Origin of the sequence: Bordetella saccharivorans (genome assembly GCF_045862855.1) — a bacterium.
Classification (GTDB): domain Bacteria; phylum Pseudomonadota; class Gammaproteobacteria; order Burkholderiales; family Burkholderiaceae_B; genus Bordetella_A; species Bordetella_A petrii_F.
The window spans coordinates 2,395,095-2,418,069 of the sequence record NZ_BAAFZO010000001.1 but is presented as its reverse complement, the minus strand read 5'-3'; the positions used below and the strand labels follow the sequence as shown (position 1 = coordinate 2,418,069).

Below are 22,975 nucleotides of genomic sequence, written 5' to 3'. Positions count from 1 at the left end.
GGCCGGCCGCCAGTCAGGAATGGATGGAGCGGCGGCGATGGCGACACAGGCGGCACGCCAGCTCCAGCGCGTTGCGCACGCCCAGCTTGCGGAAAATGCGCGCGCGATGGGCTTCCGCGGTGCGCAGGGAAATACCGAGCTCGATGGCGACGACTTTGTTGGGTTTGCCCGCGGCCAGATAGGCCACGATTTGCTGCTCGCGCGCGGTCAGCCGGGTAACGGCATCGGCGCCGGGCGGCTCGGTGGGATCCAGCATGAAGACTCTCTTGAAGGCTCTCTTGTATTGCAAGGTTGCAAGAGAGTCTGCCATGGCAATCTTTTTGCTAGAAAGCTGGCAATCCGCACAGGATTATTTCATCCGGCTTCGAGATTGCACGGACGCGCGGCCCCGCGGGCGGCTACAGCTCGAGGTTGTCGATCAGGCGCGTGTTGCCCAGCTTGGCGGCCGCCAGGGCCACCAGCGGCTCGCCAGCCCGCGCTTCGTCGGCCGAAGGCGGCTGCAGGTCGCGCTGGCGGCGCACGGCCAGGTAGTCCACCTGCCAGCCGCGGGCGGCCAGCGCCTGGACGGCTTCGCGCTCGATGGCCGGCAGGTCGTGCCCGCCGGCGGCGACGCGCTGCTTGATGGACTGCAGGGCCGCATACAGGGCCGGCGCCTCGGCCCGCTCGGCTTCGGACAAATAGCGGTTGCGCGAGGACAGCGCCAGGCCGTCGTCGGCGCGCACGGTTTCGTGCGCAACGATCTCCACGGGCAGCTGGAACTGGCGGCACATGTTCCGCACGATCATCAGTTGCTGGTAGTCTTTCTTGCCGAATACGGCCACGCGCGGCTGCACGCACGACAGCAGCTTGAGCACCACGGTGCTGACCCCGCCGAAGAAACCGGGCCGGAATTCGCCTTCCAGGATGTCGCCCAGGTCGTCGGGCGGCTGCACCCGGTAGTTCTGCGGCTCGGGATACATCTCGCGCTCATCGGGCGCGAACAACACGTAGACGTCGCGCTGGCGCTCGAGCTTGTCGATGTCGTCGCGCAAGGTGCGCGGATAGCGGTCGAAATCCTCGTTGGGGCCGAACTGCAGGCGGTTGACGAAGATGCTGGCCACCACCGGGTCGCCATGCTGGCGCGCCAGCTTCATCAGGGCCAGGTGGCCTTCGTGCAGGTTGCCCATGGTCGGCACGAAGGACACGCGGTTCTGGCCGCGCAGGTGGTCGCGCAATTCTTGAATCGTGTGTACGACTTTCACGGGGGTCTCCGGGAACGCTCGGCGGGCCGGCTCAGGCCGCCGCCGCCACGCTGGTATAGGCCAGGCGGACGTAGATGGGCGCGTAGGGTTCGGCCTGCGTGATGTCCAGCAGGGATTCGCGCGCCAGTTCGAGCATGGCGATGAAATGCACCACCACCACCGCCACCGGCGCGCCCTCGCGGATGCGCTCCATGAAGAGCTCGCCGAATTCCATGAAGCGCACGTCGTTGAGGCGGCGCAAGATGTGGGTCATGTGATCGCGCACCGAGAGCTGCTCGCGCGTGATGTGATGATGCTGGTTCAGCTTGGCGCGCTTGAGGATGTCGGCCCATGCGGCGCGCAGGTCGTCGACGCTGACCTCGGGCAGCATGCGCTCGACGCTGAGGTCGGCCACCGCCTGCGCGCGGGTGAAGTCGCGCCCCAGCTGGGGCATGGCATCGAGCTTCTGCGCGGCGAGTTTCATCTGCTCGTATTCGAGCAGGCGCCGCACCAGCTCGGCGCGCGGATCCTCGGGCTCTTCGCCGGTATCGCTCTTCTTGACCGGAAGCAGCATGCGCGACTTGATCTCGATGAGCATCGCGGCCATCAGCAGGTATTCCGCCGCCAGCTCGAGGTTGTGCAGGCGGATCTGCTCGACGTACGACAGGTACTGGCGCGTGACATCCGCCATGGGGATGTCCAGCACGTTGAAATTCTGCTTGCGGATCAGGTACAGCAGCAGGTCGAGCGGCCCCTCGAAGGTTTCCAGGAAGATCTCGAGCGCGTCGGGCGGAATGTAGAGATCGGTGGGCAGCTGGAACAGCGGTTCGCCGTACAGGCGCGCGAACGCCACGCTGTCGACGACGTCGGGCGTGCTGTCCACCGGGGGTTCCACCAGCGCCGCCAGGGCTTCGCCGGAAACAGGAGGCTGGGAGGGCATGGGCGGCCGCTGGGGGCTCAGTCGGCCTGGTACACGTACGGCTTCTGCGGTACGCGCGCCGCGCGGAAGCCTTCGAGCAGTTCCGTATCCTGGGGCTTGTCCCACAGGCGGGCGCGGCCCTCGCGCTGGCGCTGCTCCACATCGGGATGCGCCGCCTTGTACGCCTTGAGGAAGCGGGTGATTTCAGATTCGTAATTGCTTGCCATGGCACCGGATTCAGCAGGTTGCGGATACGGCAAGTTTACTTCAGCCCGGCCCGGGCGCCGGCGTTACAATCGACCTGCCCCCCCGTCCCCGTCCGACATGTCCGCTGAATCCGCCAGTAATTCCCCTTCTCATTCCTCTTTCCCGGACGCCGCCCGCGCGGCGCGGATGATCCCCTTCATCGTCGGGTGCGCGCTGTTCATGCAGATGCTCGACTCCACCGTGGTCGCCACGGCGCTGCCGGCCATGGCCCAGGCGCTCGGCTCGACGCCGGTGCGGCTGAACGTGGCCATCACGTCGTATCTGCTGGCAGTGGCGGTGTTCGTGCCGGTCAGCGGCTGGGCGGCCGACCGCTACGGCGCGCGGCGCGTCTTCATGGCGGCCATCGCCCTGTTCACCCTCAGCTCGGTGGCCTGCGCGCTGGCGCAAAACCTGACCCACCTGGTACTGGCCCGGGTCGCGCAGGGCATCGCCGGCGCCATGATGGTGCCGGTCGGGCGCATCATCCTGCTGCGCGTGGTGCCCAAGCAGGACCTCCTCAAGGCCATGTCGTTCCTGTCCATCCCTGCCCTGCTGGGCCCGGTGATCGGTCCGCCCCTGGGCGGCTTCATGGTCACCTACATGTCTTGGCACTGGATCTTCCTGATCAACATCCCGATCGGCATCCTGGGCATCGCGCTGGTGCGCCGCTACGTGCCGGAAATCCGCGAGGCGGGCGCGCCGCGCCTGGACTGGCCGGGCTTCCTGCTCAGCGCAGTGTGCCTGGCCGCCCTGGTCAGCGCCTTCGAGGCGCTGGGGCACAGCCTGATCCCGCCGCTGGCGGTGGCGGCGCTGGCCGCCGTGGGCCTGCTGTGCGGCGCGCTGTATGTGCTGCATGCCCGGCGGGCCGAGCATCCCATCATCGACCTGACCCTGCTGCGCGAGCCGACCTTCGCCATTTCGGTGCTGGGCGGCAACCTGTGCCGCTTCGCGGTGGGCGCCATGCCGTTCCTGCTGGCGGTGCAATTGCAGGTGGGCTTCGGCCTGACGCCCTTCTCGGCGGGCCTGATCACTTTCGCCAGCGCGGCCGGGGCGCTGCTGATGAAATTCGTCGCCACGCCCATCGTGCAGCGCTTCGGCTTCCGCCGCGTGCTGACCATCAACGCCATCCTGACCGGGTTGTTCATCGTGGCCTGCGCGGCCTTCACGCCGGCCACGCCGGTATGGCTGATGATCGCCATCCTGCTGGCCGGCGGGTTCTTCCGCTCGCTGCAGTTCACCGCCGTAAATACGCTAACCTATGCCGATATCGCGCCCGCGCGCATGAGCAGCGCCAGCAGTTTCGCCGCCATGGCCCAGCAACTGGGCATCAGCCTGGGCGTGGGGGTGGCGGCCGTCACGCTGAATCTCAGCATGGCCGCGCGCGGCGCGCAGCATGTCGCCATCGGCGACGTGATGGTGGCGTTCCTGGTGATCGGCGGCCTGTGCGTGGCCAGCCTCCTGTCGTTCCGGAGGCTGGCGCCGACCGCCGGCGCCCAATTGCAGGGGTCGTAGGCAGGGGGGTACCGTGACGAGATCGTTCATCCTGGCGCTGGACCAGGGCACCACCAGTTCGCGCGCCATCGTGTTCGACCGCGACGGCCATGCGCGCGGCGTGGGCCAGCGCGAATTCCGCCAATACTACCCGCAGCCGGGCTGGGTGGAGCACGACGCCGGCGAGATCTGGCAGAGCCAGCTCGACGTCGCCCGCGAGGCGCTGCGCAACGCCGGCGCCACGGCCGCCGACGTGGCAGCCATCGGCATCACCAACCAGCGCGAGACCACGCTCATCTGGGACCGCGCCAGCGGCCGCCCGCTGGCGCACGCGCTGGTCTGGCAGGACCGCCGCACCGCGCCGCTGTGCGACAAGCTGCGCGAGCAAGGCCACGACCGGCTGCTGCAGGAACGCACGGGGCTGGTGCTGGACGCTTACTTCTCCGGCACCAAGCTGGCCTGGCTGCTCGAGCACGTGCCCGGCGCGCGCCAGGCCGCCCGGCGCGGAGAACTGGCCTTTGGCACGGTCGACACGTGGCTGGTGTGGCAATTGACCGGCGGCGCGGTGCACAGCACCGACCCCAGCAACGCGTCACGCACCCTGCTGTTCGACATCCACACGCAGGACTGGAACGACGAAATCCTGGCGCTGTTCGACATCCCCCGCAGCGTGCTGCCGTCGCTGGCGCCCAGCAGCGCCGAGATCGGCCAGGCCTTGCCCGAGTGGTTCGGCGGCCCCATCCCGATTGCCGGCATCGCCGGCGACCAGCAGGCCGCCACCTTCGGACAGGCGTGCTTCGTGCCGGGCATGGCCAAGAACACCTACGGCACCGGCTGCTTCATGCTGATGAACGTGGGCGACGCCCCGGTGGCGTCGCGCAACAACCTGCTGTCCACCGTGGGCTGGGGCCTGCCCGCCGACGGCGCCGGCCCGGGCGGGCGGCCCACCTACATGCTGGAAGGCGGCGTGTTCATGGCGGGCGCGGCGGTGCAATGGCTGCGCGACGGACTCGGCATCATCCAGCGCTCCGACCAGGTGGAGGCGCTGGCGGCCAGCGTGCCGGATACCGACGACGTGTTCCTGGTGCCGGCCTTCGCCGGCCTGGGCGCCCCCGACTGGGACCCGTATGCGCGCGGCACCCTGGTGGGCCTGACCCGCGGCACCACCGCCGCGCACGTGGCGCGCGCCACGCTGGAGGCCATCGCGCTGCAGAGCGCCGAACTGCTCACCTGCATGAACGCCGACAGCGGCATCGAGCTGTCCGAGCTGCGGGTCGACGGCGGCGCGGCCCGCAACGACCTGCTGATGCAGATGCAGGCCGACCTGCTGGGCGTGCCGGTCGTGCGCCCGCGCGTATCCGAATCGACGGCGCGCGGCGCGGCCGGGCTGGCCGGCCTGGCCACCGGCTTCTGGACGGGGCTGGACGAATTCGCCAGCCAGTGGGAAGCCGAACGGCGCTTCGAGCCGACCTGGAACGCCGACCGCCGCGCGGCCCGCCTGGCCCGCTGGCGCCAGGCGGTGGAACACGCCAAGGGCTGGGCGCGCGCCGGCGACGGAGGCTAGGGCTTACTTTTCGCGCCAGGCAGCGGGAATCTCGGTGGGACTGAGTTGCCGGTCGACGGCGATGCGCGAAGGATGCCGGGCGTCGTAGCGCACGTGCACGATCTTGCCCGGCATGAAAGCCGACAGCAGTTCACGGTCGATGTACACCCTGAGGTCGACGCGCTGCTGGCGGCCGTGCGCATCGCCATAGCGCAGGCCTAGCTTCATCGGCACGGCGTACACGTCGCCGCCCGGCTGGCGCTCCAGGTTCAGCACCTCGGCCAGGGCCTGCTGGCCGGTGCGCGCCAGGCGCTCCGCCAGCGAGCGCTCATCCTCATACGGGCGGGCCGCGTCGCGCACGATCATGGCCACGAACGCCACGAACGCCAGCCCCGCCACTGTCCCGATCACCCACCATCCGGCGTTGCTCATCCCTGCAGGCGTCCTCGAGTAAAGATATTGACCACGCGCGGGACCGGCCCGGCTTCGTCCGTCTGGTGCGGCGCGCAAGGCCGGAGCCGCGCGGCTCCGCGACAATGCTAGGCAAGCCGGATGACGCCAATACTTCAATTCAAGGTGGCAGTAGCGCTGCCCGGACGGCCCTGTTGCAGGCCGCGCCCGCCAGCACGTGCTCAGCGCGCCGCGCCGCCCGGGGCATGGTCGGCCACAGCCTGGCGCAGGCACGCCATGGCGGCCTCGACCGCGGCCGGCAGGAAAGTCTCGCGGCGCCAATACATGGCCACCGAGCCGAAGCCCGACAGGCGCAGCGGCACGATGCGCATCGCATTCATCTGCGAAAAGCGCAGGGCGGCGCGATGCGAGGCCACGCCGATCATGTCGCTGTTGTTGATCAGCGTGAGGTTCACCGTGACCGAGTTCGACTCCACCGCGTCGGCCGGCGCCGACAGGCCCACGGCTTCCAGCGCGGTGTCCAGCGCGTTGCGGATGGGCGTGCCCTTGGGCCAGAGGATCCAGCGGTAGGCGCGCAGGTCGGCCCATTGCGGCGCGGCCAGCGCGAACAGCGGATGGCGGGGCCGCGCCACCAGGTGGATGGGCTCCAGGTACAGGGCTTCGGACTGGATCGCCGGGTCGTGGTGTTCCGGGGCGTAGCGGCCCACCACGATGTCCAGCTCGCCCTGGGCCAGCTGCGCCAGCAGGCGGTCGGTGGTGCCCTCGACCAGCTTGACGCGGGCCTGCGGCATGCGCTCGAGCAGGCGGATGACCGCCAGCGGCACGGTGTCCGACGCCGAGGCGCCCGAGGCCCCGATGACCACGCGCCCGCCCCCGCCTTCGCGCAGCGCCGCCATGTCGCCGCTGGCGCGGTCGAGCTGCGCGTCGATGCGCTGGGCATGCGCGATCAGCGCCTCGCCGTAGGGGGTGGGCCGCAGGCCGCGCGCATGGCGCTCGAACAGCGGCAGGCCGATGTCCTCTTCCAGGTCCTTGAGCCACTTCGACAGGCCCGGCTGGGTGGTGTTGAGCATGGCGGCCGAATGGCTGATGTTGCGCGTCTGCGCCAGGCTCAACAGCATTTTCAGGTTGCGCAGGCGCAGCCGGTGGGTCCAGTCCATGAGTCTCCACCCATATTGTTTTACGTATGAATAATAAGATTATTTCATTTTAATGAGCATACCTGGCGCCGCATAATGGCTGAAACAACATCGCCAGCAGCGGCCGGCCATGCCCGGCCGGCCCGAACCGGAGACAAATCATGCCCGACGGCCCAGTCAACGCCGACGCGCGCGCCGCCTACTACGCCCGCATCGCCCAGAAGCACATGGCCCCGCTGTGGGAATCGCTGCACAACCTGGTGCCGCGCCAGCCGGCCTCGCGCTGCCTGCCGGCCATCTGGAAGTACGAGAACGTGCGCGCCGACGTGCTGGCCTCCGGCGAGCTGATCAGCGCCGAAGAGGCCGTGCGCCGCGTGCTGATCCTGGAGAACCCCGGGCTGCCGGGCCAGGCCAGCATCACCCAGACCCTGTACGCCGGGCTGCAGTTGATCCTGCCCGGCGAGATCGCCCCCAGCCACCGGCATACGCAGTCGGCGCTGCGCTTCATCGTCGAAGGGCGCGGGGCCTACACCGCCGTGGACGGCGAGCGCACCACCATGCGGCCCGGCGACTTCATCATCACGCCGTCGTGGACATGGCACGACCACGGCAACCCGGAGGCCGCCGACGGCGGCGAGCCGGTCATCTGGCTGGACGGCCTGGACATTCCCCTGCTGCGGTTCCTGGATGCCGGCTTCGCCGAGAACTATCCGACCGCCACGCAGCCGGTCAGCCGGCCCGAGGGCGACAGCGCCGCGCGCTTCAGCCACAACATGCTGCCGGTGCGCTACCAGCCGGGCGGCGGCTCCTCGCCGATCTTCAACTACCCGTACGAGCGCAGCCGCGAGGCGCTGGACCAGTTGTACCGCCATGGCGAGCTCGACGCCTGGGACGGCGTCAAGCTGCGCTATGTGAACCCCGCCACCGGCGGCTACCCGATGCCGACCATGGCCACCTTCATGCAGTTCCTGCCGGCCGGCTTTCATGGCAGGACCTACCGCAGCACCGACTCCACCGTCTACAGCGTGGTGGAAGGCCGCGGCACGGCGCGCATCGGCGACCAGCAGTTCGATTTCGGCCCGCGCGACATCTTCGTGGCGCCGTCCTGGCAGCCGGTGCAGCTCGGCGCGCTCGAGGACGCCACGCTGTTCAGTTATTCCGACCGGCCCGTGCAGGCCGCGCTGGGCCTGCTGCGCGAGTCGCGCGAGGCCTGATCCCTTTCCCCTTTTACGCAACACCGAAGGTTTGCCCATGTCTCTCGTCTTCCCGCCCGCCGCGCCGACCACCATTGCCGTGGCCGGCAGCCAGGAGCGCTTCCCCGTGCGCCGCGTCTATTGCGTGGGCCGCAACTACGCCGCCCACGCCCGCGAAATGGGCTTCGATCCCGACCGCGAGCCGCCGTTCTTCTTCTGCAAGCCGGCCGACGCGGTGGTGCCGGCCGAGCCGGGCGCCACGCTGGAGATCCCCTATCCGGCCGAGACCGCCAACTACCACTACGAGATCGAACTGGTGGCGGCCATCGGCAAGGCGGGCAGCAATATCGCGGTGGACGACGCGCTGGCCCACGTCTGGGGCTATGCCGTGGGCCTGGACATGACGCGCCGCGACCTGCAGATGAAAATGCGCGAGGCCGGCCGGCCCTGGGAGCTGGGCAAGGCGTTCGACCAGAGCGCGCCCATCTCGCCGCTGCATCGCGCCGCCGAGGCGGGCGACCTGTCGCGCGCGGCGATCTGGCTGCAAGTCAATGGCCAGGACCGACAGCGCAGCGACACCGCCAAGCTGATCTGGTCGGTGGCCGAGACCATCGCCTACCTGTCGCGCTACTTCCGGCTGGAGCCGGGCGACCTGATCTACACCGGCACGCCCGAGGGCGTGGGCCCGGTGGTCGCCGGCGACCTCATGGAAGGCGGCGTCGACGGGCTGGATACGCTGCGCGTGAAGGTGGTGTAGCCATGCAGCGCGACACCGAAGTCGTCATTGTCGGCGCCGGCGTGGGCGGCCTGGTGCTGGCGCTGAGCCTGCACCAGGCCGGCATCGGCTGCCGCGTCTATGAAGCCGTGGCCGAGATCCGGCCGCTGGGCGTGGGCATCAACCTGCTGCCGCACGCCGCACGCGAACTCGACGAACTGGGCTTGCTGCCGGCGCTGGATGCGCTGGGCGTGCACACCCGCGAGTCGATCTTCTTCAACCGCCACGGCCAGTTCATCTACAGCGAGCCGGCCGGCAAGGCCGCCGGCTACGACTGGCCCCAATACTCGATCCACCGCGGCGACCTGCAAATGGCGCTGCTGGCGGCGGTACGCGAGCGCCTGGGCCCGGACAGCGTGGTGACCGGCCACCGCTGCCTGCGGGTCGACCAGGACGACGACGGCGTCACGGCGCACTTCACCGACGCGGCCGGCCAGGCGCTGCCGCCGGTGCGCGGCGCCATCGCGGTGGGCTGCGATGGCATCCATTCGGCGCTGCGCAAGCAGCTCTATCCCGACGAAGGGCCGCCGCGCTATTCCGGCGTCAACATGTGGCGCGGCGTGACGCGCCACCGGCCGTTCCTGAGCGGCGGCAGCATGGTGCGCGCCGGCTGGCTGGCGACCGGCAAGATGGTCATCTATCCGATCCGCGACGCCATCGACGCCGAGGGCAACCAGTTGATCAACTGGGTGGCCGAGATCGAGGCGCCGGTACCCGCGCAGCGCGACTGGAACCGCGCCGGCCGGCTCGACGACTTCTACCCCGCTTTCGCCGACTGGCAGTTCGACTGGCTGGACGTCGCGGCGCTGATCCGCAACGCCGAATCGATCCTGGAATATCCCATGGTGGACCAGGACCCGCTGCCGACCTGGACGCGCGGACGCGTCACCCTGCTGGGCGACGCCGCCCACCCGATGGTGCCGCGCGGCTCGAACGGCGCCGGCCAGGCGGTGATCGACGCGCGCTTCCTGGCCGGCCAGCTCAAGCGGCAGGGCCTGGGCACGGCGGCGTTGCAGGAATACGACCGCGTGCGCGTCGAGGCCACCACGCGCGTGGTGCTGACCAACCGCGCCAACCCGCCCGACGCCATCCTGCGGGAAGTCTACGAACGTTCCGGCGACCGGCCGTACCAGCGCATCGACGACGTGATCAGCCGCGCGGAACTGGAAGGCATCTCGAACCGCTACAAGCAGATCGCCGGCTTCGACCCGGCCAGCCTGAAGGCACGCGCGTCGTTCCTGTAGGGGCCGCCGCACAGACGGCCAGCTGCCGGGCACGCGGAAGGATGAACAGGTGTTGAACAGGTGCCAGACACCCGCAGGGTGTCTGGCACCTCTCCAGAGACGCTTATCACGGATGCATAGGGTGTCTGACACCTCACAAGACACCTCGCACGGCCACGACACCACAACAACACCAGGAGAGACAAACATGCTTACCCTCATACGCGCCCTGGGCGCGCTGGCCCTGTCGCTGGCGGCCGCCGCCAGCCAGGCCGCCTGGCCCGAGCGCCCCATCACCCTGATCGTGCCGTTCACGCCGGGCACCGGCATCGACCTGATCGCCCGCCAGTTGTCGGCGCACCTGCCCGGCAAGCTGGGCCAGCCGGTGGTGGTGGAAAACCTGCCGGGCGCCAGCGGCAACATCGGCACCGAGAAGGCGGCGCGCGCCGCCCCCGACGGCTATACCTTCCTGGTCACCGTGAACACGCTGGTGATGAACAGCAGCCTGTACAAAGGCAAGCTGCATTTCGATCCGCTCAAGGACTTCGCCCCGGTCGGCCAGACCTCGTGGGGCTCGCTGCTGCTGGTCACGCATCCGTCCAATCCGGCCGCCACGGTGGCCGATGTGGCCCGGGCCGCCCAGGCGGCGCCCGGCAAGCTCACCTACGGCACGCCCGGCGTGGGCACCCCGCACCACCTGTCGATGGCCTTGTTCCTGGACCGCATCCAGGCCGACATGCTGCACGTGCCCTACAAAGGCACCGCGGGCGCGGTGACCGACATGCTGGGCGGACGCCTGGACTACATGTTCCTGCCGGTCCACGTGGCGCTGCCGCAAGTACGCGCCGGCAAGCTCAAGGTCATTGCCACCGGCAGCCCCAAGCGCCTGCCTCAATTGCCGGACGTGCCGACCCTGACCGAGGCGGGCCTGCAGGGCGCCGATGTCGACATGTGGTACGGCGTGCTGGCGCCCGCCGGCACGCCGGCCGCCATCATCCAGCGCATGAACGAGGCGATCAACGTGATCCTGCAAGACCCGGCCACCGCCACCGCGTTCGACGCACAAGGCATGGTGCCGGCCACCTCCACCCCGGCCGAGTTCGGCGCACTGGTCGCCAAGGACGCCAAGCGCTGGGACGACGTCATCACGCGCACCGGCATCAGCGCCGACTAGGCCGCCGGCTGCGCGGCGCCCCTGCCCTTCCCGCCACCCACTCCGTAGATCCCATGCAACTGCACAGCTTCTTCAACAGCTCGACCTCGTACCGGGTGCGCATCGCGCTCGCCCTCAAGGGCCTGCCCTACGACTACCGGCCCGTCAATATCCGCCGGCTCGAGCACCGGGCCGACGACTACGTGGCGCGCAACCCGTCGGCCAACGTGCCGCTGCTGGAGGACGGCCCATTCGCGCTGGGCCAGTCGCTGGCCATCATCGACTACCTGGACGCCGCGCATCCCGAGCCGCGCCTGGTCCCGGCCGACACGGCGCGGCGCGCCCGCGTGCTGGAGTTGTCGTACGCCATCGCCTGCGACATCCATCCAGTGAACAACCTGCGCATCCTGCGCTACTTGCAGGAAGTGCTGGGCGCGTCGGACGAGCAGAAGAACGCCTGGTACCGCCACTGGATCGGCGAAGGCATGGCCACGGTCGAGACGCTGCTGGCGCGCCATGGCGACGGCCCCTACTGCTTCGGCGCGGCCCCCACGCTGGCCGACTGCTGCCTGGTGCCGCAGGTCGCTAACGCGCAACGCATGGGCTGCGACCTGTCGGCCTACCCCAACGTCATGCGCGTGGCCGGCCACTGCAGCGCGCAGCCCGCCTTCCAGGCCGCCGCGCCGCGCCAGCAACCCGACTTCGCCGGCTGAGGCCGCTTGCATAGGGAGACCCGCACCATGCCCATTGAACCCGATCCCCAGGCAGGCCCCCTGCGCGCCTACCAGGACCCGGCCTACCGGCCGCTATGCGCCACGCTGGCTGAAGTGCGCGCCCACATCGACCGCCTGGACGACGAGATCGTGCGGCTGATCGCCGAACGCGCCATGTACGTCAAGGATGCCGCCCGCTTCAAGCGCGACGCCTTCCAGGTCAGCGCGCCGGCGCGCCAGGCCGAGGTCTATGCGCGGGCGCGGCAACTGGCGCGCCGCCACGACCGCGGCTTCGAGAACCTGGAGGAGGTGGTCGAGGCCACTTACCGCGCCATGGTGGCGGCTTTCATCGCCAATGAGCAGCACTACTTCGAAAAAATGACACCCACAGGAGACAGGCATGAATGAAGTCATCGCGCGCCACTGGCGCCGCAGCCTTTGCGCCGGAATGCTGGCCGCGGCGCTGGTGCCGCTGGCCGGCGCGCAGGCGGCCGGCTGGCCCGCGCAACCCCTCAAGCTGATCGTGCCGTTCGGCCCCGGATCCAGCCCGGACCAAGTGGCGCGCGTCGTCGGCGACAAGGCCGGCAGCATCCTCGGCCAGACCATCGTGGTCGAGAACAAGCCGGGCGCCAGCGGCAATATCGGCACGGCCGCCATCGCCAATGCCAAGCCCGACGGCTACACCTTCGGCGTGTCGATCACCGGCCCGCTGGTCAACAACACCGTGCTGTTCGAGCAGTTGCCCTACGACCCCTTCAAGGACCTCGCCGCCCTGACCCTGGCGGTGCACCAGCCCAACGTGCTGGTGGTGCCCGCCAAGTCCGGCATCGCCGACATCGGGCAGCTGCTGGAGGCGCTCAAGGCGCAGCCGGACAAATACAACTTCCCGTCGCCCGGCGCCGGCACCGTCTCGCACCTGTCGGTCGAGCTGCTGCTGCAGCGCATCGGCGCCAAGGCCGTGCACGTGCCCTACCCCTCGTCGCCAGCCGCGCTGAGCTCGGTGCTGGCCGGCGATACCCAGTTCGCGGCGCTGCCGCCCATCGCGGTGATGCCGATGGTCCGGGACGGCCGCCTCAAAGCGCTGGCGGTGACTTCGTCCAAGCGCTCGGCGCTGCTGCCCGACATTCCCACGCTGGCCGAAGTGGGCGTGCCGGGCATCGAAGGCTCGGCCTGGATCGGCTTTGTCGTATCGTCCAAGGTGCCGGCCGATATCCAGAAGAAGCTGGCCGACGCGCTGGTCCAGGCGATTGGCGACCCGGCCGTGCAGCAGCGCCTGCAGGCCCAGTTCATGGAGCCGGTCGGCAACAGCCCCGCCGAATTCCGCGCCTACATGGATGACGAATTGCGGCGCTGGGCGCCCTTGATCAAGCAATTGGGCATCCAGGCGCAGTAGCGCGCAGCCCCGAGGAGCAACCGATGTACGTTACCGAACCCTCCCGCCAGGTCCCGCTGCATGGCGAATACGACGTGGTCGTACTGGGCGGCGGCCCGGCCGGCCTGCTGGCCGCCGCCAGCGCGGCCCGCAACGGCGCCAGCGTGCTGCTGCTCGAACGCTACGGCTTCCTGGGCGGCATGGGCACGGCGGCCGGCGTGTCCAATTTCTGCGGGCTGCACGCCAATGTGCACGGCGACATCCGCCAGGTGGTGCACGGCATGGCCGATGAGCTGCTGGACCGCATGCGCGCGCTCGACGGCCTGAACGACCCGCACCTGATCCTGGGCAAGATCCACGCCCAGGCGTACGACATCTCGGCGTTCAAGTGCGCCGCCGACGGGCTGCTGCGCGACAGCGGCGCCCAGGTGCTGTTCCACGCCCTGGCCGGCGGCATCGTGCGCGGCGCGGACGGCGCGGTCGATGCCCTGTTGCTGGAAACCAAGTCGGGCCGCCGCGCGGTGCGCGGCCGCGTCTTCATCGACTGCTCGGGCGACGCCGACATCGCGCACTGGGCCGGCCTGCCTTTCGAAAAAGGCGACGGGCAAGGCCACATGATGTACCCGACGCTGATGTTCAAGGTCGGCAATGTCGACGGCGAACGCGCGCGTGAAGCGTGGAAGACCATCCCGCGGCTGATGGACGAGGCCGAGGCCAGCGGCGACTTCCATTTCCCGCGGCGCGGCGCCATCGTGCGGCCGCAGAAGCACGATTATGAATGGCGCGTCAACGTGACACAGCTCAGCAACCCCGACGGCTCGGCCGCCGACGGCACCGATGCGCTGTCGCTGTCGACCGGCGAACTGGAAGGCCGCCGCCAGATCGTCGACTACCTGGCTTTCCTGCGCGCCCGGGTGCCCGGTTTCGAACAGGCTTATGTGCTGGACATCGCACCGCAGCTGGGCATCCGCGAGACGCGCCGGGTAGTGGCCGAATACATGCTCAGCCGCGATGACGTGCTGGGCTGCGCCGACTTCCCCGACAGCATCGGCGTGAACGGCTGGCCGCTGGAGATCCATGTGGCGGGCGACGTGCAGTGGGTCTGGCCGCCCATTCCCGAGTCGCGCGGCTACAACCAGTTGCCGCTGCGCATGATCGTGCCGCGCCAGCAGGCGGGCGCGGCAGCCAACGTCCTGGTGGCGGGCCGTTGCGCCGGCATGACGCACGAGGGCCAGTCGGCCGCCCGCGTCAGCGGCAGCTGCTTCGTCATGGGCGAGGCCGCTGGCACTACCGCGGCGCTGGCGCTGCGCGCGGGCGTGGCGCCCGGCCGGCTGCCCGCCGCAGCGGTGCAGGAGCAGTTGCGCCGCCAGGGCGCCTTCCTGGGGGAGCCGGCATGAAGCCCCGCCATACCCGGCCGGCTGCCGGCCCGGCCAGTCAGCAGGAGCAACGCATATGAGCAGCACAACGACGACTCAAACCGCCATCGTGGTGGGCGGCGGCATCGGCGGCCTGGCCGCGGCGCTGGCGCTGACCCGCCAGGGCATCGCCGTGCAGTTGCTGGAACAGGCCAGCCACATCGGCGAGATCGGCGCCGGCATCCAGCTCGGGCCCAATGCCTTCGCGGCGCTGGACGCGCTGGGCGTGGGCGCGACGGCGCGCGGCCGCGCCGTGTACACCGACCACATCATCATGATGGACGCGGTCGACGCCCATGAAGTGGTGCGCATCGACACCGGCGCCGACTTCCGCGCGCGCTTCGGCGGCCCCTACGCGGTCATCCACCGCGCCGACATCCACCTGTCCATCCTGGAGGCGGTGCAGCGCGATCCGCTGATCAGTTTCCATACCTCGACGCAGATCGTGGACTTACGGCAGGACGGCGCGCAGGTCGAGGTGACGGACGCCCAGGGCCGGCGCTACCGCGGCGACGCGCTGGTCGGCTGCGACGGGGTCAAGTCGGTGGTGCGCGAGCGCATGGTGGGCGACCCCGCCCGGGTCACCGGCCACGTGGTCTACCGCGCGGTGGTGGAACGCGACAACATGCCCGAGGAATTGCGCATCAACGCCCCAGTGCTGTGGGCGGGCCCGCGCTGCCACCTGGTGCACTACCCGCTGCGCGGCGGCCAGCAGTACAACCTGGTGGTCACCTTCCACAGCCGCGAGCAGGAAGAATGGGGCGTGCGCGACGGCAGCAAGCAGGAGGTGCTGAGCTATTTCCAGGGCATCCACCCGCGCCCGCACCAGATGCTGGACCGCCCCACGTCATGGCGGCGCTGGGCCACCGCCGACCGCGAGCCCGTCGAGCATTGGGGGCAAGGCCGCATCACGCTGCTGGGCGACGCAGCCCACCCCATGACCCAGTACATGGCCCAGGGCGCGTGCATGGCGCTGGAGGATGCGGCCACGCTGGGCGAGGCCGTCAAGGCCCGCGACGGCGACCTGCAGGCGGCCTTCCGGCTGTACGAGTCGGTGCGCATTCCGCGCAGCGCACGCGTGGTGTGGTCGACCCGCGAGATGGGCCGCATCTACCACGCCCGGGGCGTGGAGCGCCAGGTGCGCAACAGCCTGTGGGCCGGCCGCACCCAGGCGCAGTTCTACGATGCGCTGCAGTGGCTGTACGGGTGGAAGGTGGAAAACTGCCTGGCCGGCGCCCGGGAATAACCGCCGGGGTGGATGCAAGGTGTCTGACACCCCATGCCCCACCCCGAGGCCGGCCACGGACATCGCACGGGGTGTCAGACACCGCCCCTCACCAGCGCGCCACGGCAGGTGCTCGAACGGAACAGGTGTCAGACACCGCGCCTCATTGGCGCGGCATGCCGGGCGGATCAGTTCAGGCTGGCGCCCGAGAGCTTGACGATTTCCTGGTACTTGTCTTTCTCTTTCTTGACGAATGCGGCGAACGCCTCGGCCGTCATGGGCTCCGCTTCCGACCCCATGGCCAGCAGGCGCTGGCGCACGTCGGGCTGGCGCAGCGCTTCGGCATAGGCCTGGTTCAGCTTGGCGACCACGGTGGCCGGCGTACCGCCGGTGGTGAACACGCCGAACCAGGTGCCCAGGTCGAAGCCCTTGACGCCGGCCTCGTCCATGGTGGGCACGTCGGCCAGCAGCGAAGAACGCTGCAGCGTGGTCACGGCCAGCGCCTTGACCTTGCCGTCCTTGATCAGCGGCGCCGCGGAGGCCAGGTTGTCGAACATGAAATCGGACTGGCCGCCCAGCAGGGCAAGCTGCGCCGGCGACGCGCCCTGGTACGGGATGTGCACCGCCTTGATGCCGGCGCGCGCCTTGAGCAGTTCGCCCGCCAGGTGCCCGGCGCTGCCGTTGCCGCCCGAGCCGTAATTCAGCCTGTCCGGGTTTTTCTTGGCGTAGGCGATCAGGTCGGCCAGCGACTCGATGCCGTTCTTCTTGGCGAAATCGACATTCATCACCAGCACGTTGGGCACTGCCGCCACGATGGTGACCGGCGCGAAATCCTTGATGGGGTCGTACGGCAGGTTGGCGAACAGCCAAGGATTGATGGCATGCGTGGCCACCGCGCCCATCACCAGCGTATACCCGTCAGGCGCGGCCTTGGCCACCAGGTCGGCGCCGATGTTGCCGCCCGCCCCGGAACGGTTCTCGACGATGATGGGCTGGCCCAGCGAGGCGCGCACTTTCTCCGCCAGCAGGCGGGCAGTCGAATCGAGCGGGCCGCCGGGCGGATACGGCACCACGAAGCGCAGCGGCTTGGTGGGGAAGTCGGTGCCCTGCGCGGCGGCCGGCGCCAGGCAGGACAGGGTCGCGGCCAGGGCCACGGCGCCGCCCACCAGGGTGCGGCGGACGGGTGAAACGGGGCAAGAGAGCGGGTTGCGCATTTTTTCTGGTCTCCAGGATGTGCTTCTGTGCGGCACGTAGCATACTCCAGCGGCCCTGGCGGCGTTGCCCGGCAAGGCCGGCGGGCACGCTGCGCTTGCTGACGGATTTGTCAGCGCGCGGACAGCGGATCGACATGCGGCAGCGCGTATGGTCCGGGAAGCTCCCCCCGGCGCCCATGCCCATGAAGATCCTCTACACGAATTTCCACGCCGGCCCGCACATTGGCGGACACACGGTCTATGTATCCCGCCTGGCCGCGGGCCTGGCCGGGCAGTTCGAAATCTCGGTGGCGGCCCCGCCTTCCAGCGCCCTGTACGCGCTCGCCACGCAAATGCCCGGCGTCACGACACATGCGCAGGACTATCCGTCGCGCCTGTACAAGCTTCCCGCCGCCTTGCGCACGCTGCGCGCCGCGCTGGAGGCCGGACGGTTCGACGTCGTCCACGTCAACGGATCGGCCGACCACCGCCTGGTGATCCTGGCAACGCGGTGCATGAAAGACCCGCCGCGCATTGTCTTCACCAAGCACAACACCATTCCGATCTCCCGCCTCGGCGCCGCGTTGCGCGCCCGCTTCGGCACGCACCACGTCATCGCCGTATGCCGGCACGTCGAGCAGCGTGTCCGCGCCAGTCCCTACGGCGCCGGCGCGGTGAGCGTCATTTTCAATGGCGTGGACACCGCTCACTTCAAGCCGCTCGACGACCAGGCCGCGGCGATGCACCGGCGCGAGCTGCTGGGCGCGCGCGCCGAGGGCCGCATCGTGCTTGGCAGCAACGCGGGCACGGCGTCCTACAAAGCCTGGCTCGACATCGTGCGCGCCGTCGCGCTGCTGCCCGCCAAGCTCGCCGACCGCTTCCTCATCGCGCTGGCCGGCGAGCCGTTCAGCGCGTCGCAGCGCGCCGACCTCGCGGCCCTGGGCATGCAGGACCAGATCACCCATGTCGGCGCGCTGCGGGATGTGCGGCCTTTCATCGCCGCCATCGACGTCGGTTTCGTCCTGTCCACGCGCGTGGAGACGATTTCGTTCGCCTGCCGGGAAATGATGGCCATGGCCAGGCCCGTCATCGTGACCGACTATGCAGGCCTGCCCGAGAACATCGACGCGGGGCGGGACGGCTGGATCGTCCCGCCGGCCCGGCCGGCGGCGCTGGCCGGGGTCCTGCGCGGCATTGCCGGCGGCGCCCACGACCTGCGGGAAATGGGCCGGGCCGCTCGCCTGAAAAGCCTCGCGGCATTCGACCTGCGGCCCTTCCTGGACGACACCGCCCGGGTGTATCGCGCGGTGGCCGCGCGGCCGGCGGGTGCCGAGCGCCATTAGGCTAGTGCAGGATCTGGCTCAGGAACAGCTTGGTGCGCTCGTTCTGCGGGTTGTCGAAGAACTCGTCGGGGCTGTTCTGCTCGATGATCTCGCCACGGTCCATGAAGATGACGCGGTTGGCCACCTTGCGCGCGAAGCCCATCTCGTGCGTCACGCACAGCATGGTCATGCCGCTTTCCTGGGCCAGCGTCACCATCACGTCCAGCACTTCCTTGACCATCTCGGGATCCAGGGCGGAGGTAGGCTCATCGAACAGCATGATCTTCGGGCTCATGCACAGCGAACGCGCGATCGCCACGCGCTGCTGCTGGCCGCCGGACAACTGGCCGGGATACTTGTTGGCCTGCTCGGGGATGCGCACGCGCTCCAGGTATTTCATCGCGGTGGCCTCGGCCTCGGCGCGCGGCTTCTTCAACACCCAGGTCGGACCCAGGGTCAGGTTCTCCAGCACGGTCAGGTGCGGGAACAGGTTGAAGTGCTGGAATACCATGCCGACGTCGCGGCGGATCGTCTCGATGTGCTTGAGGTCGTTGGTGAGCTCGGTGCCGTCGACGATGATCTGGCCTTGCTGGTGTTCTTCCAGGCGGTTGATGCAGCGGATCATGGTCGACTTGCCGGACCCGGAAGGGCCGCACACCACGATGCGCTCGCCCGGCGCCACGTCCAGGTTGATGTTGCGCAGCACGTGGAACTGGCCGTACCACTTGTTCACGTTCTGCATGCGGATGATGGCATCGCTCATGCCTGTACTCCCATAAGGTGCGCCGGCCCGGCCCGCCGTCGGCGGGCGCGGGCCCGGCAGCTATCGTTTGTGTCCGGTCGCCAGGCGTTTTTCCAGGCGTTGGCTGTATTTCGACATTGAAAAGCAGAACACGAAGTAGATCAGCGAGATGAAGACATAGGCTTCCACCCCGAACCCGCGCCAGGCCGCGTCCGACAGGGCCGCCTTGGCCGCCAGCGTCAGGTCGAAGATGCCGATGATCACCACCAGCGACGTGTCCTTGAACAGGGCAATGAAGATGCTGACCAGGGGCGGGATGACGATGCGCAGCGCCTGCGGCAGGATGATCTTGCGCATCTGCTGCCAATAGGTCAGGCCCAGCGAGTCGGCGCCTTCGTACTGCCCTTTCGGGATGGCCTGCAGGCCGCCGCGCACCGTCTCGGCGATATAGGCCGCCGCGAACATGATGATGGCGATCTGGGCGCGCAGCAGCTTGTCGATGGAAAAGCCCACCGGCAGGAATAGCGGCAGCATCACCGACGACATGAACAGCAGGCTGATCAGCGGCACGCCGCGAATCAGCTCGATGTACACGACGCACAGCGCCTTGATGGCGGGCATCTTCGATTTGCGGCCCAGCGCCAGCAGCACGCCGAACGGGAAGGCGAAGGCGATGCCGAAGGTCGACAGGATCAGCGTCAGCGGCAGGCCGCCCCAGCGCGAGTTCTCGACGTAGGTCAGGCCGAACACGCCGCCCCACATCAGGATCGCCACCGCGGTCAGGCCGACCACCCAGATCAGCGCCAGGCGCAGGTTCCAGAAACGCCGCAGGCCGCTGCAGACGATCACCGCGATGAGGATGATGGTGGCCAGCAGGGGCCGCCACTGCTCATCGTACGGATAGGTGCCGAACAGGATCAGGCGGTGCTTCTCGACGATGAACGCCCAGCACGCGCCGGCCGCCTTGCGGCATTCCTGCGAAGTCGCCGAGGTGAAGTCGGCCTGCAGGAACGCCCACTCGACCAACGCCGGCACCGCCATCAGCAGCAGCCAGGCCACCAGCACCGTGGCCAGGATGCTCAGGGGCGAGGAGAACAGGCGCTCTTTCAGCCAGGGCCACGCGCCCACCTGGTTGCTGGGCGGCGGCAGGCCTTCGCTGGGGATATGCGTAGTCGTGCTCATGTCAACGCTCCACCAGCGCGATGCGCTTGTTGTACCAGTTCATGAAGATCGATATGGACAGGCTGACCGTCAGGTAGGCCGCCATGATGATGAGAATGCCCTCGATGGCCTGGCCGGTCTGGTTCATGGTGGTGTTGACCACCGAGACGATGTCCGGATAGCCGATGGCCACCGCCAGCGAACTGTTCTTGGTCAGGTTCAGGTATTGGCTGGTCATCGGCGGGATGATCACGCGCAGCGCCTGGGGCAGCACCACCAGGCGCAGGATGCGCGAGCGCCGCAGGCCCAGCGAGCCGGCCGCTTCCCACTGGCCGTGGCTGACGGCCTGGATGCCCGAACGCACCACTTCGGCGATGAAGGCCGACGTGTAGATCACCAGGCCGGCCAGCAGCGCGGCGAATTCGGGCGACAGCGTCAGGCCGCCGGCAAAGTTGAAGCCCTTGAGCTCCGGCATGTCGAGCGTCAACGAGGCGCCGCCCACCAGCCAGCCCAGGACGGGCAGGACGATGAACAGGCCCAGCGCCACGCGGCCCAGCGGAAATACCCGGCCAGTGGCTTCCTGGCGCTTCTTGCCCCAGTGCGCGGCCGCGATGGTGCCGACGATGGCCAGCGCCAGCCCGACCACTATCCAGTCCAGCGAAGCGCCTTCCAGCCCCGGCACCTTCAGGCCGCGGTTGGAGATGAAGACGCCAGGCAGCGGGTTGGCCGCCTGCCGCGGGCCCGGCATGTTCTCGGTGATCAGCGCATACCAGAAGAACAGCTGCAGCAGCAGCGGCACGTTGCGCATGATCTCGACATAGACCGAGCACACCTTGGCCATGAGCCAGTTCTTCGACAGCCGGCCCACCCCGATCAGGGTGCCGAGGATGGTGGCCAGGATGATGCCCAGCACGGCCGCGCGCAGCGTGTTGAGCAGGCCGACCCAGATGGCGCGGCCGTAGGTGTCGGCGGGAGAATAGGCGATGGGCGTCTCGCCGATGGCGAAGCCGGCCTCGCGCCCGATGAAATCGAAGCCGGTGGAGATGTTGCGTACTGCCAGGTTGTTCAGCGTGTTGGACACCAGGAACCACACGGCCAGGGCGACCAAAGCCAGCGCGACGACCTGATAGACCACGGCGCGCACGCCGGGATCGTTCCAGCTGAGGCTGCGCTTGGGCGCGGCCACCGGGACTTGCTGATTGTTTGTCGTCATGGGATGAATCTACAGAAGTCGAACAGGGATGGCCGGAGAATCCTGACGCCACCTTGCTCCTGCCGCCCGCCGCGGGCGGGCTCGGCAAGGCGGGGGAGCCCCGCCCTGCCCGGCAGCTGCCGTGCTCAGCGCACCGGCCAGCCGTACATCAGACCGCCGTTCTTGTACGAGGCGTTCAGGCCGCGCTCGAGCTTCATGGCGCTGCTCATGCCCAGCGTGCGCTCAAAGCTCTCGCCGTAGTTGCCCACTTGCTTGATGATGTTGTAGGCCCACTTGTCATCCACGCCCAGGTTCTTGCCCATGCCGGGAGTCACGCCCAGGATGCGCTGGATGTTGGGGTTGGAGCTCTTGGTCATCTCGTCGACATTCTTGGAGGTGATGCCGTATTCCTCGGCTTCCAGCATGGCGTTGAGCGACCAGCGCACCACGTTGAACCACTGCTCGTCGCCCTGGCGCACCATCGGGCCCAGCGGCTCCTTCGAGAAGTCTTCCGGCAGGATGACGTAGTTGTCGGGGTTCTCCAGCGTGGTGCGGGTCGAGGCCAACTGCGACTTGTCGGTCGTGAAGGCGTCGCAACGGCCGGCCGAGAAGGCGCGGATGATCTCGTCGTACTTGTCGATCACCACCGGCTTGAACTCGATCTTCTGGCCGCGGAACCAGTCCGCCAGGTTCAGTTCGGTGGTCGTGCCCGGCTGCACGCAGATGGTGGCGCCGTTCAGCTCCTTGGCGCTCTTGACGCCCAGTTCCTTGGACACCATTACGCCCTGGCTGTCATAGTAGTTGACGCCGGCGCCGATCAGGCCGAGCGTGGTGTCGCGCGTCAGCGTCTGGGTGGTATTGCGGGTCAGCACGTCGACTTCGCCCGACTGCAGCGCGGTGAAGCGCTGCTGCGTATTGAGCGGCGTGACCTTGAACTTGCTCGCGTCGTTGAACATGGTGGCGGCGATGGCGCGGCACATGTCGACGTCGATACCCTGCCACTGGCCCTTGCTGTCCGCCATGGAGAAGCCCGGGATGCCGGTGGACACACCACACTGGACGAAGCCTTTTTTCTTGACGCTATCGAAGGTCGCGCCAGCGTTGGCCGCCGTGGATGCCGCGCACAGTGCGGCCGCCACGGCGGCTAATTTCAGTGCTTTCATCATTGATCTCCTGTAGGAAGCTTTTCATGCAGCGGTGGGTGCATAAAGCATCGCCGGCATGGTAGCGGCTGGGGTTATTCGGGGACATGGGGGAAATCCCTTGACGAATCCACAGAAAAAAAGGGACGGAAATATATACAAACGTCCGGGCGATCGCCGCGCGGTAC

At 68.7% G+C, this 22,975-nt stretch carries 23 protein-coding genes; 12 read left to right on the top strand and 11 right to left on the bottom strand.

The window, feature by feature from the left end:
* Positions 1-13: 13 nt before the first annotated feature.
* The 4 genes from ACKTT0_RS11575 to ACKTT0_RS11560 all read right to left on the bottom strand — a co-directional run bounded on the left by ACKTT0_RS11575 (position 14) and on the right by ACKTT0_RS11560 (position 2,366).
* A complete protein-coding gene (locus ACKTT0_RS11575) occupies positions 14-256 on the bottom strand; it encodes a LuxR C-terminal-related transcriptional regulator (RefSeq protein ID WP_051439494.1) in 243 nt (80 codons plus the stop codon).
* Between the two features lie 142 nt (positions 257-398).
* Positions 399-1,241: a pantoate--beta-alanine ligase gene (gene panC / locus ACKTT0_RS11570; RefSeq protein ID WP_407850044.1), complete on the bottom strand. Its 843-nt coding sequence runs from the start codon at positions 1,239-1,241 to the stop codon at positions 399-401.
* Between the two features lie 31 nt (positions 1,242-1,272).
* Positions 1,273-2,160: a segregation and condensation protein A gene (locus ACKTT0_RS11565; RefSeq protein WP_407850042.1), complete on the bottom strand. Its 888-nt coding sequence runs from the start codon at positions 2,158-2,160 to the stop codon at positions 1,273-1,275.
* Positions 2,161-2,177: 17 nt separating this feature from the next.
* The gene (locus ACKTT0_RS11560; RefSeq protein ID WP_028355084.1) at positions 2,178-2,366 is read right to left on the bottom strand and encodes a DUF3460 family protein; all 189 of its coding nucleotides are present in this window, start codon (positions 2,364-2,366) and stop codon (positions 2,178-2,180) included.
* Positions 2,367-2,532: 166 nt separating this feature from the next.
* Between ACKTT0_RS11560 and ACKTT0_RS11555 the strand changes: the two genes are divergently transcribed.
* Positions 2,533-3,897: a DHA2 family efflux MFS transporter permease subunit gene (locus ACKTT0_RS11555; protein WP_407850041.1), complete on the top strand. Its 1,365-nt coding sequence runs from the start codon at positions 2,533-2,535 to the stop codon at positions 3,895-3,897.
* Positions 3,898-3,910: 13 nt separating this feature from the next.
* Positions 3,911-5,440, top strand: a complete 1,530-nt coding sequence (glpK, locus tag ACKTT0_RS11550; protein ID WP_407850040.1) for a glycerol kinase GlpK — start codon at positions 3,911-3,913, stop codon at positions 5,438-5,440.
* A gap of 3 nt (positions 5,441-5,443) precedes the next feature.
* Here the strand turns inward: glpK and ACKTT0_RS11545 are convergent, their stop codons facing one another.
* The gene (locus ACKTT0_RS11545; RefSeq protein WP_407850039.1) at positions 5,444-5,851 is read right to left on the bottom strand and encodes a DUF3592 domain-containing protein; all 408 of its coding nucleotides are present in this window, start codon (positions 5,849-5,851) and stop codon (positions 5,444-5,446) included.
* Between the two features lie 200 nt (positions 5,852-6,051).
* Positions 6,052-6,987 carry a LysR substrate-binding domain-containing protein gene (locus ACKTT0_RS11540; protein ID WP_028355088.1) on the bottom strand — a complete coding sequence of 312 codons (936 nt, stop codon included), beginning with the start codon at positions 6,985-6,987 and terminating at the stop codon, positions 6,052-6,054.
* A gap of 140 nt (positions 6,988-7,127) precedes the next feature.
* Between ACKTT0_RS11540 and gtdA the strand changes: the two genes are divergently transcribed.
* The 9 genes from gtdA to ACKTT0_RS11495 all read left to right on the top strand — a co-directional run bounded on the left by gtdA (position 7,128) and on the right by ACKTT0_RS11495 (position 16,056).
* A complete protein-coding gene (gtdA, locus tag ACKTT0_RS11535) occupies positions 7,128-8,180 on the top strand; it encodes a gentisate 1,2-dioxygenase (protein ID WP_028355089.1) in 1,053 nt (350 codons plus the stop codon).
* A gap of 37 nt (positions 8,181-8,217) precedes the next feature.
* Positions 8,218-8,916 carry a fumarylacetoacetate hydrolase family protein gene (locus tag ACKTT0_RS11530; protein ID WP_028355090.1) on the top strand — a complete coding sequence of 233 codons (699 nt, stop codon included), beginning with the start codon at positions 8,218-8,220 and terminating at the stop codon, positions 8,914-8,916.
* A gap of 2 nt (positions 8,917-8,918) precedes the next feature.
* The gene (locus ACKTT0_RS11525) at positions 8,919-10,178 is read left to right on the top strand and encodes a flavin-dependent oxidoreductase (protein ID WP_407850038.1); all 1,260 of its coding nucleotides are present in this window, start codon (positions 8,919-8,921) and stop codon (positions 10,176-10,178) included.
* A 187-nt stretch (positions 10,179-10,365) separates the two neighbouring features.
* Positions 10,366-11,331, top strand: coding sequence for a tripartite tricarboxylate transporter substrate binding protein (locus ACKTT0_RS11520; RefSeq protein ID WP_407850037.1), 966 nt, complete (start codon positions 10,366-10,368; stop codon positions 11,329-11,331).
* 53 nt (positions 11,332-11,384) lie between these two features.
* The gene (gene maiA / locus ACKTT0_RS11515) at positions 11,385-12,023 is read left to right on the top strand and encodes a maleylacetoacetate isomerase (RefSeq protein WP_407850036.1); all 639 of its coding nucleotides are present in this window, start codon (positions 11,385-11,387) and stop codon (positions 12,021-12,023) included.
* A 27-nt stretch (positions 12,024-12,050) separates the two neighbouring features.
* The gene (locus ACKTT0_RS11510) at positions 12,051-12,431 is read left to right on the top strand and encodes a chorismate mutase (protein WP_094805635.1); all 381 of its coding nucleotides are present in this window, start codon (positions 12,051-12,053) and stop codon (positions 12,429-12,431) included.
* Complete coding sequence (locus ACKTT0_RS11505; RefSeq protein ID WP_407850035.1) at positions 12,424-13,416, top strand: Bug family tripartite tricarboxylate transporter substrate binding protein; 993 nt, start codon at positions 12,424-12,426, stop codon at positions 13,414-13,416. The genes ACKTT0_RS11510 and ACKTT0_RS11505 overlap by 8 nt, the downstream gene beginning before the upstream one ends.
* Positions 13,417-13,439: 23 nt before the next feature.
* Complete coding sequence (locus ACKTT0_RS11500; RefSeq protein WP_407850034.1) at positions 13,440-14,792, top strand: FAD-dependent oxidoreductase; 1,353 nt, start codon at positions 13,440-13,442, stop codon at positions 14,790-14,792.
* 55 nt (positions 14,793-14,847) lie between these two features.
* Entirely contained in the window at positions 14,848-16,056 is a 1,209-nt protein-coding gene (locus ACKTT0_RS11495) for a 3-hydroxybenzoate 6-monooxygenase (protein ID WP_407850032.1), read from the top strand.
* Between the two features lie 167 nt (positions 16,057-16,223).
* On the opposite strand, the gene ACKTT0_RS11490 is transcribed toward ACKTT0_RS11495, so the two are convergent.
* Positions 16,224-17,249, bottom strand: coding sequence for a Bug family tripartite tricarboxylate transporter substrate binding protein (locus ACKTT0_RS11490; protein WP_407850031.1), 1,026 nt, complete (start codon positions 17,247-17,249; stop codon positions 16,224-16,226).
* 182 nt (positions 17,250-17,431) lie between these two features.
* Between ACKTT0_RS11490 and ACKTT0_RS11485 the strand changes: the two genes are divergently transcribed.
* Positions 17,432-18,571, top strand: coding sequence for a glycosyltransferase (locus ACKTT0_RS11485; RefSeq protein ID WP_407850030.1), 1,140 nt, complete (start codon positions 17,432-17,434; stop codon positions 18,569-18,571).
* A gap of 1 nt (position 18,572) precedes the next feature.
* Here the strand turns inward: ACKTT0_RS11485 and ACKTT0_RS11480 are convergent, their stop codons facing one another.
* The 4 genes from ACKTT0_RS11480 to ACKTT0_RS11465 all read right to left on the bottom strand — a co-directional run bounded on the left by ACKTT0_RS11480 (position 18,573) and on the right by ACKTT0_RS11465 (position 22,808).
* On the bottom strand, positions 18,573-19,313 hold the full coding sequence (locus tag ACKTT0_RS11480) for an amino acid ABC transporter ATP-binding protein (RefSeq protein ID WP_407850029.1): 741 nt from the start codon (positions 19,311-19,313) through the stop codon (positions 18,573-18,575).
* A gap of 60 nt (positions 19,314-19,373) precedes the next feature.
* Positions 19,374-20,474 (bottom strand): amino acid ABC transporter permease, encoded by a 1,101-nt coding sequence (locus tag ACKTT0_RS11475; RefSeq protein WP_407850028.1) that lies wholly within the window; start codon positions 20,472-20,474, stop codon positions 19,374-19,376.
* A gap of 1 nt (position 20,475) precedes the next feature.
* On the bottom strand, positions 20,476-21,666 hold the full coding sequence (locus ACKTT0_RS11470) for an amino acid ABC transporter permease (RefSeq protein WP_407850027.1): 1,191 nt from the start codon (positions 21,664-21,666) through the stop codon (positions 20,476-20,478).
* A gap of 125 nt (positions 21,667-21,791) precedes the next feature.
* The gene (locus ACKTT0_RS11465) at positions 21,792-22,808 is read right to left on the bottom strand and encodes an amino acid ABC transporter substrate-binding protein (protein WP_094805629.1); all 1,017 of its coding nucleotides are present in this window, start codon (positions 22,806-22,808) and stop codon (positions 21,792-21,794) included.
* Between the last annotated feature and the right edge of the window lie 167 nt (positions 22,809-22,975).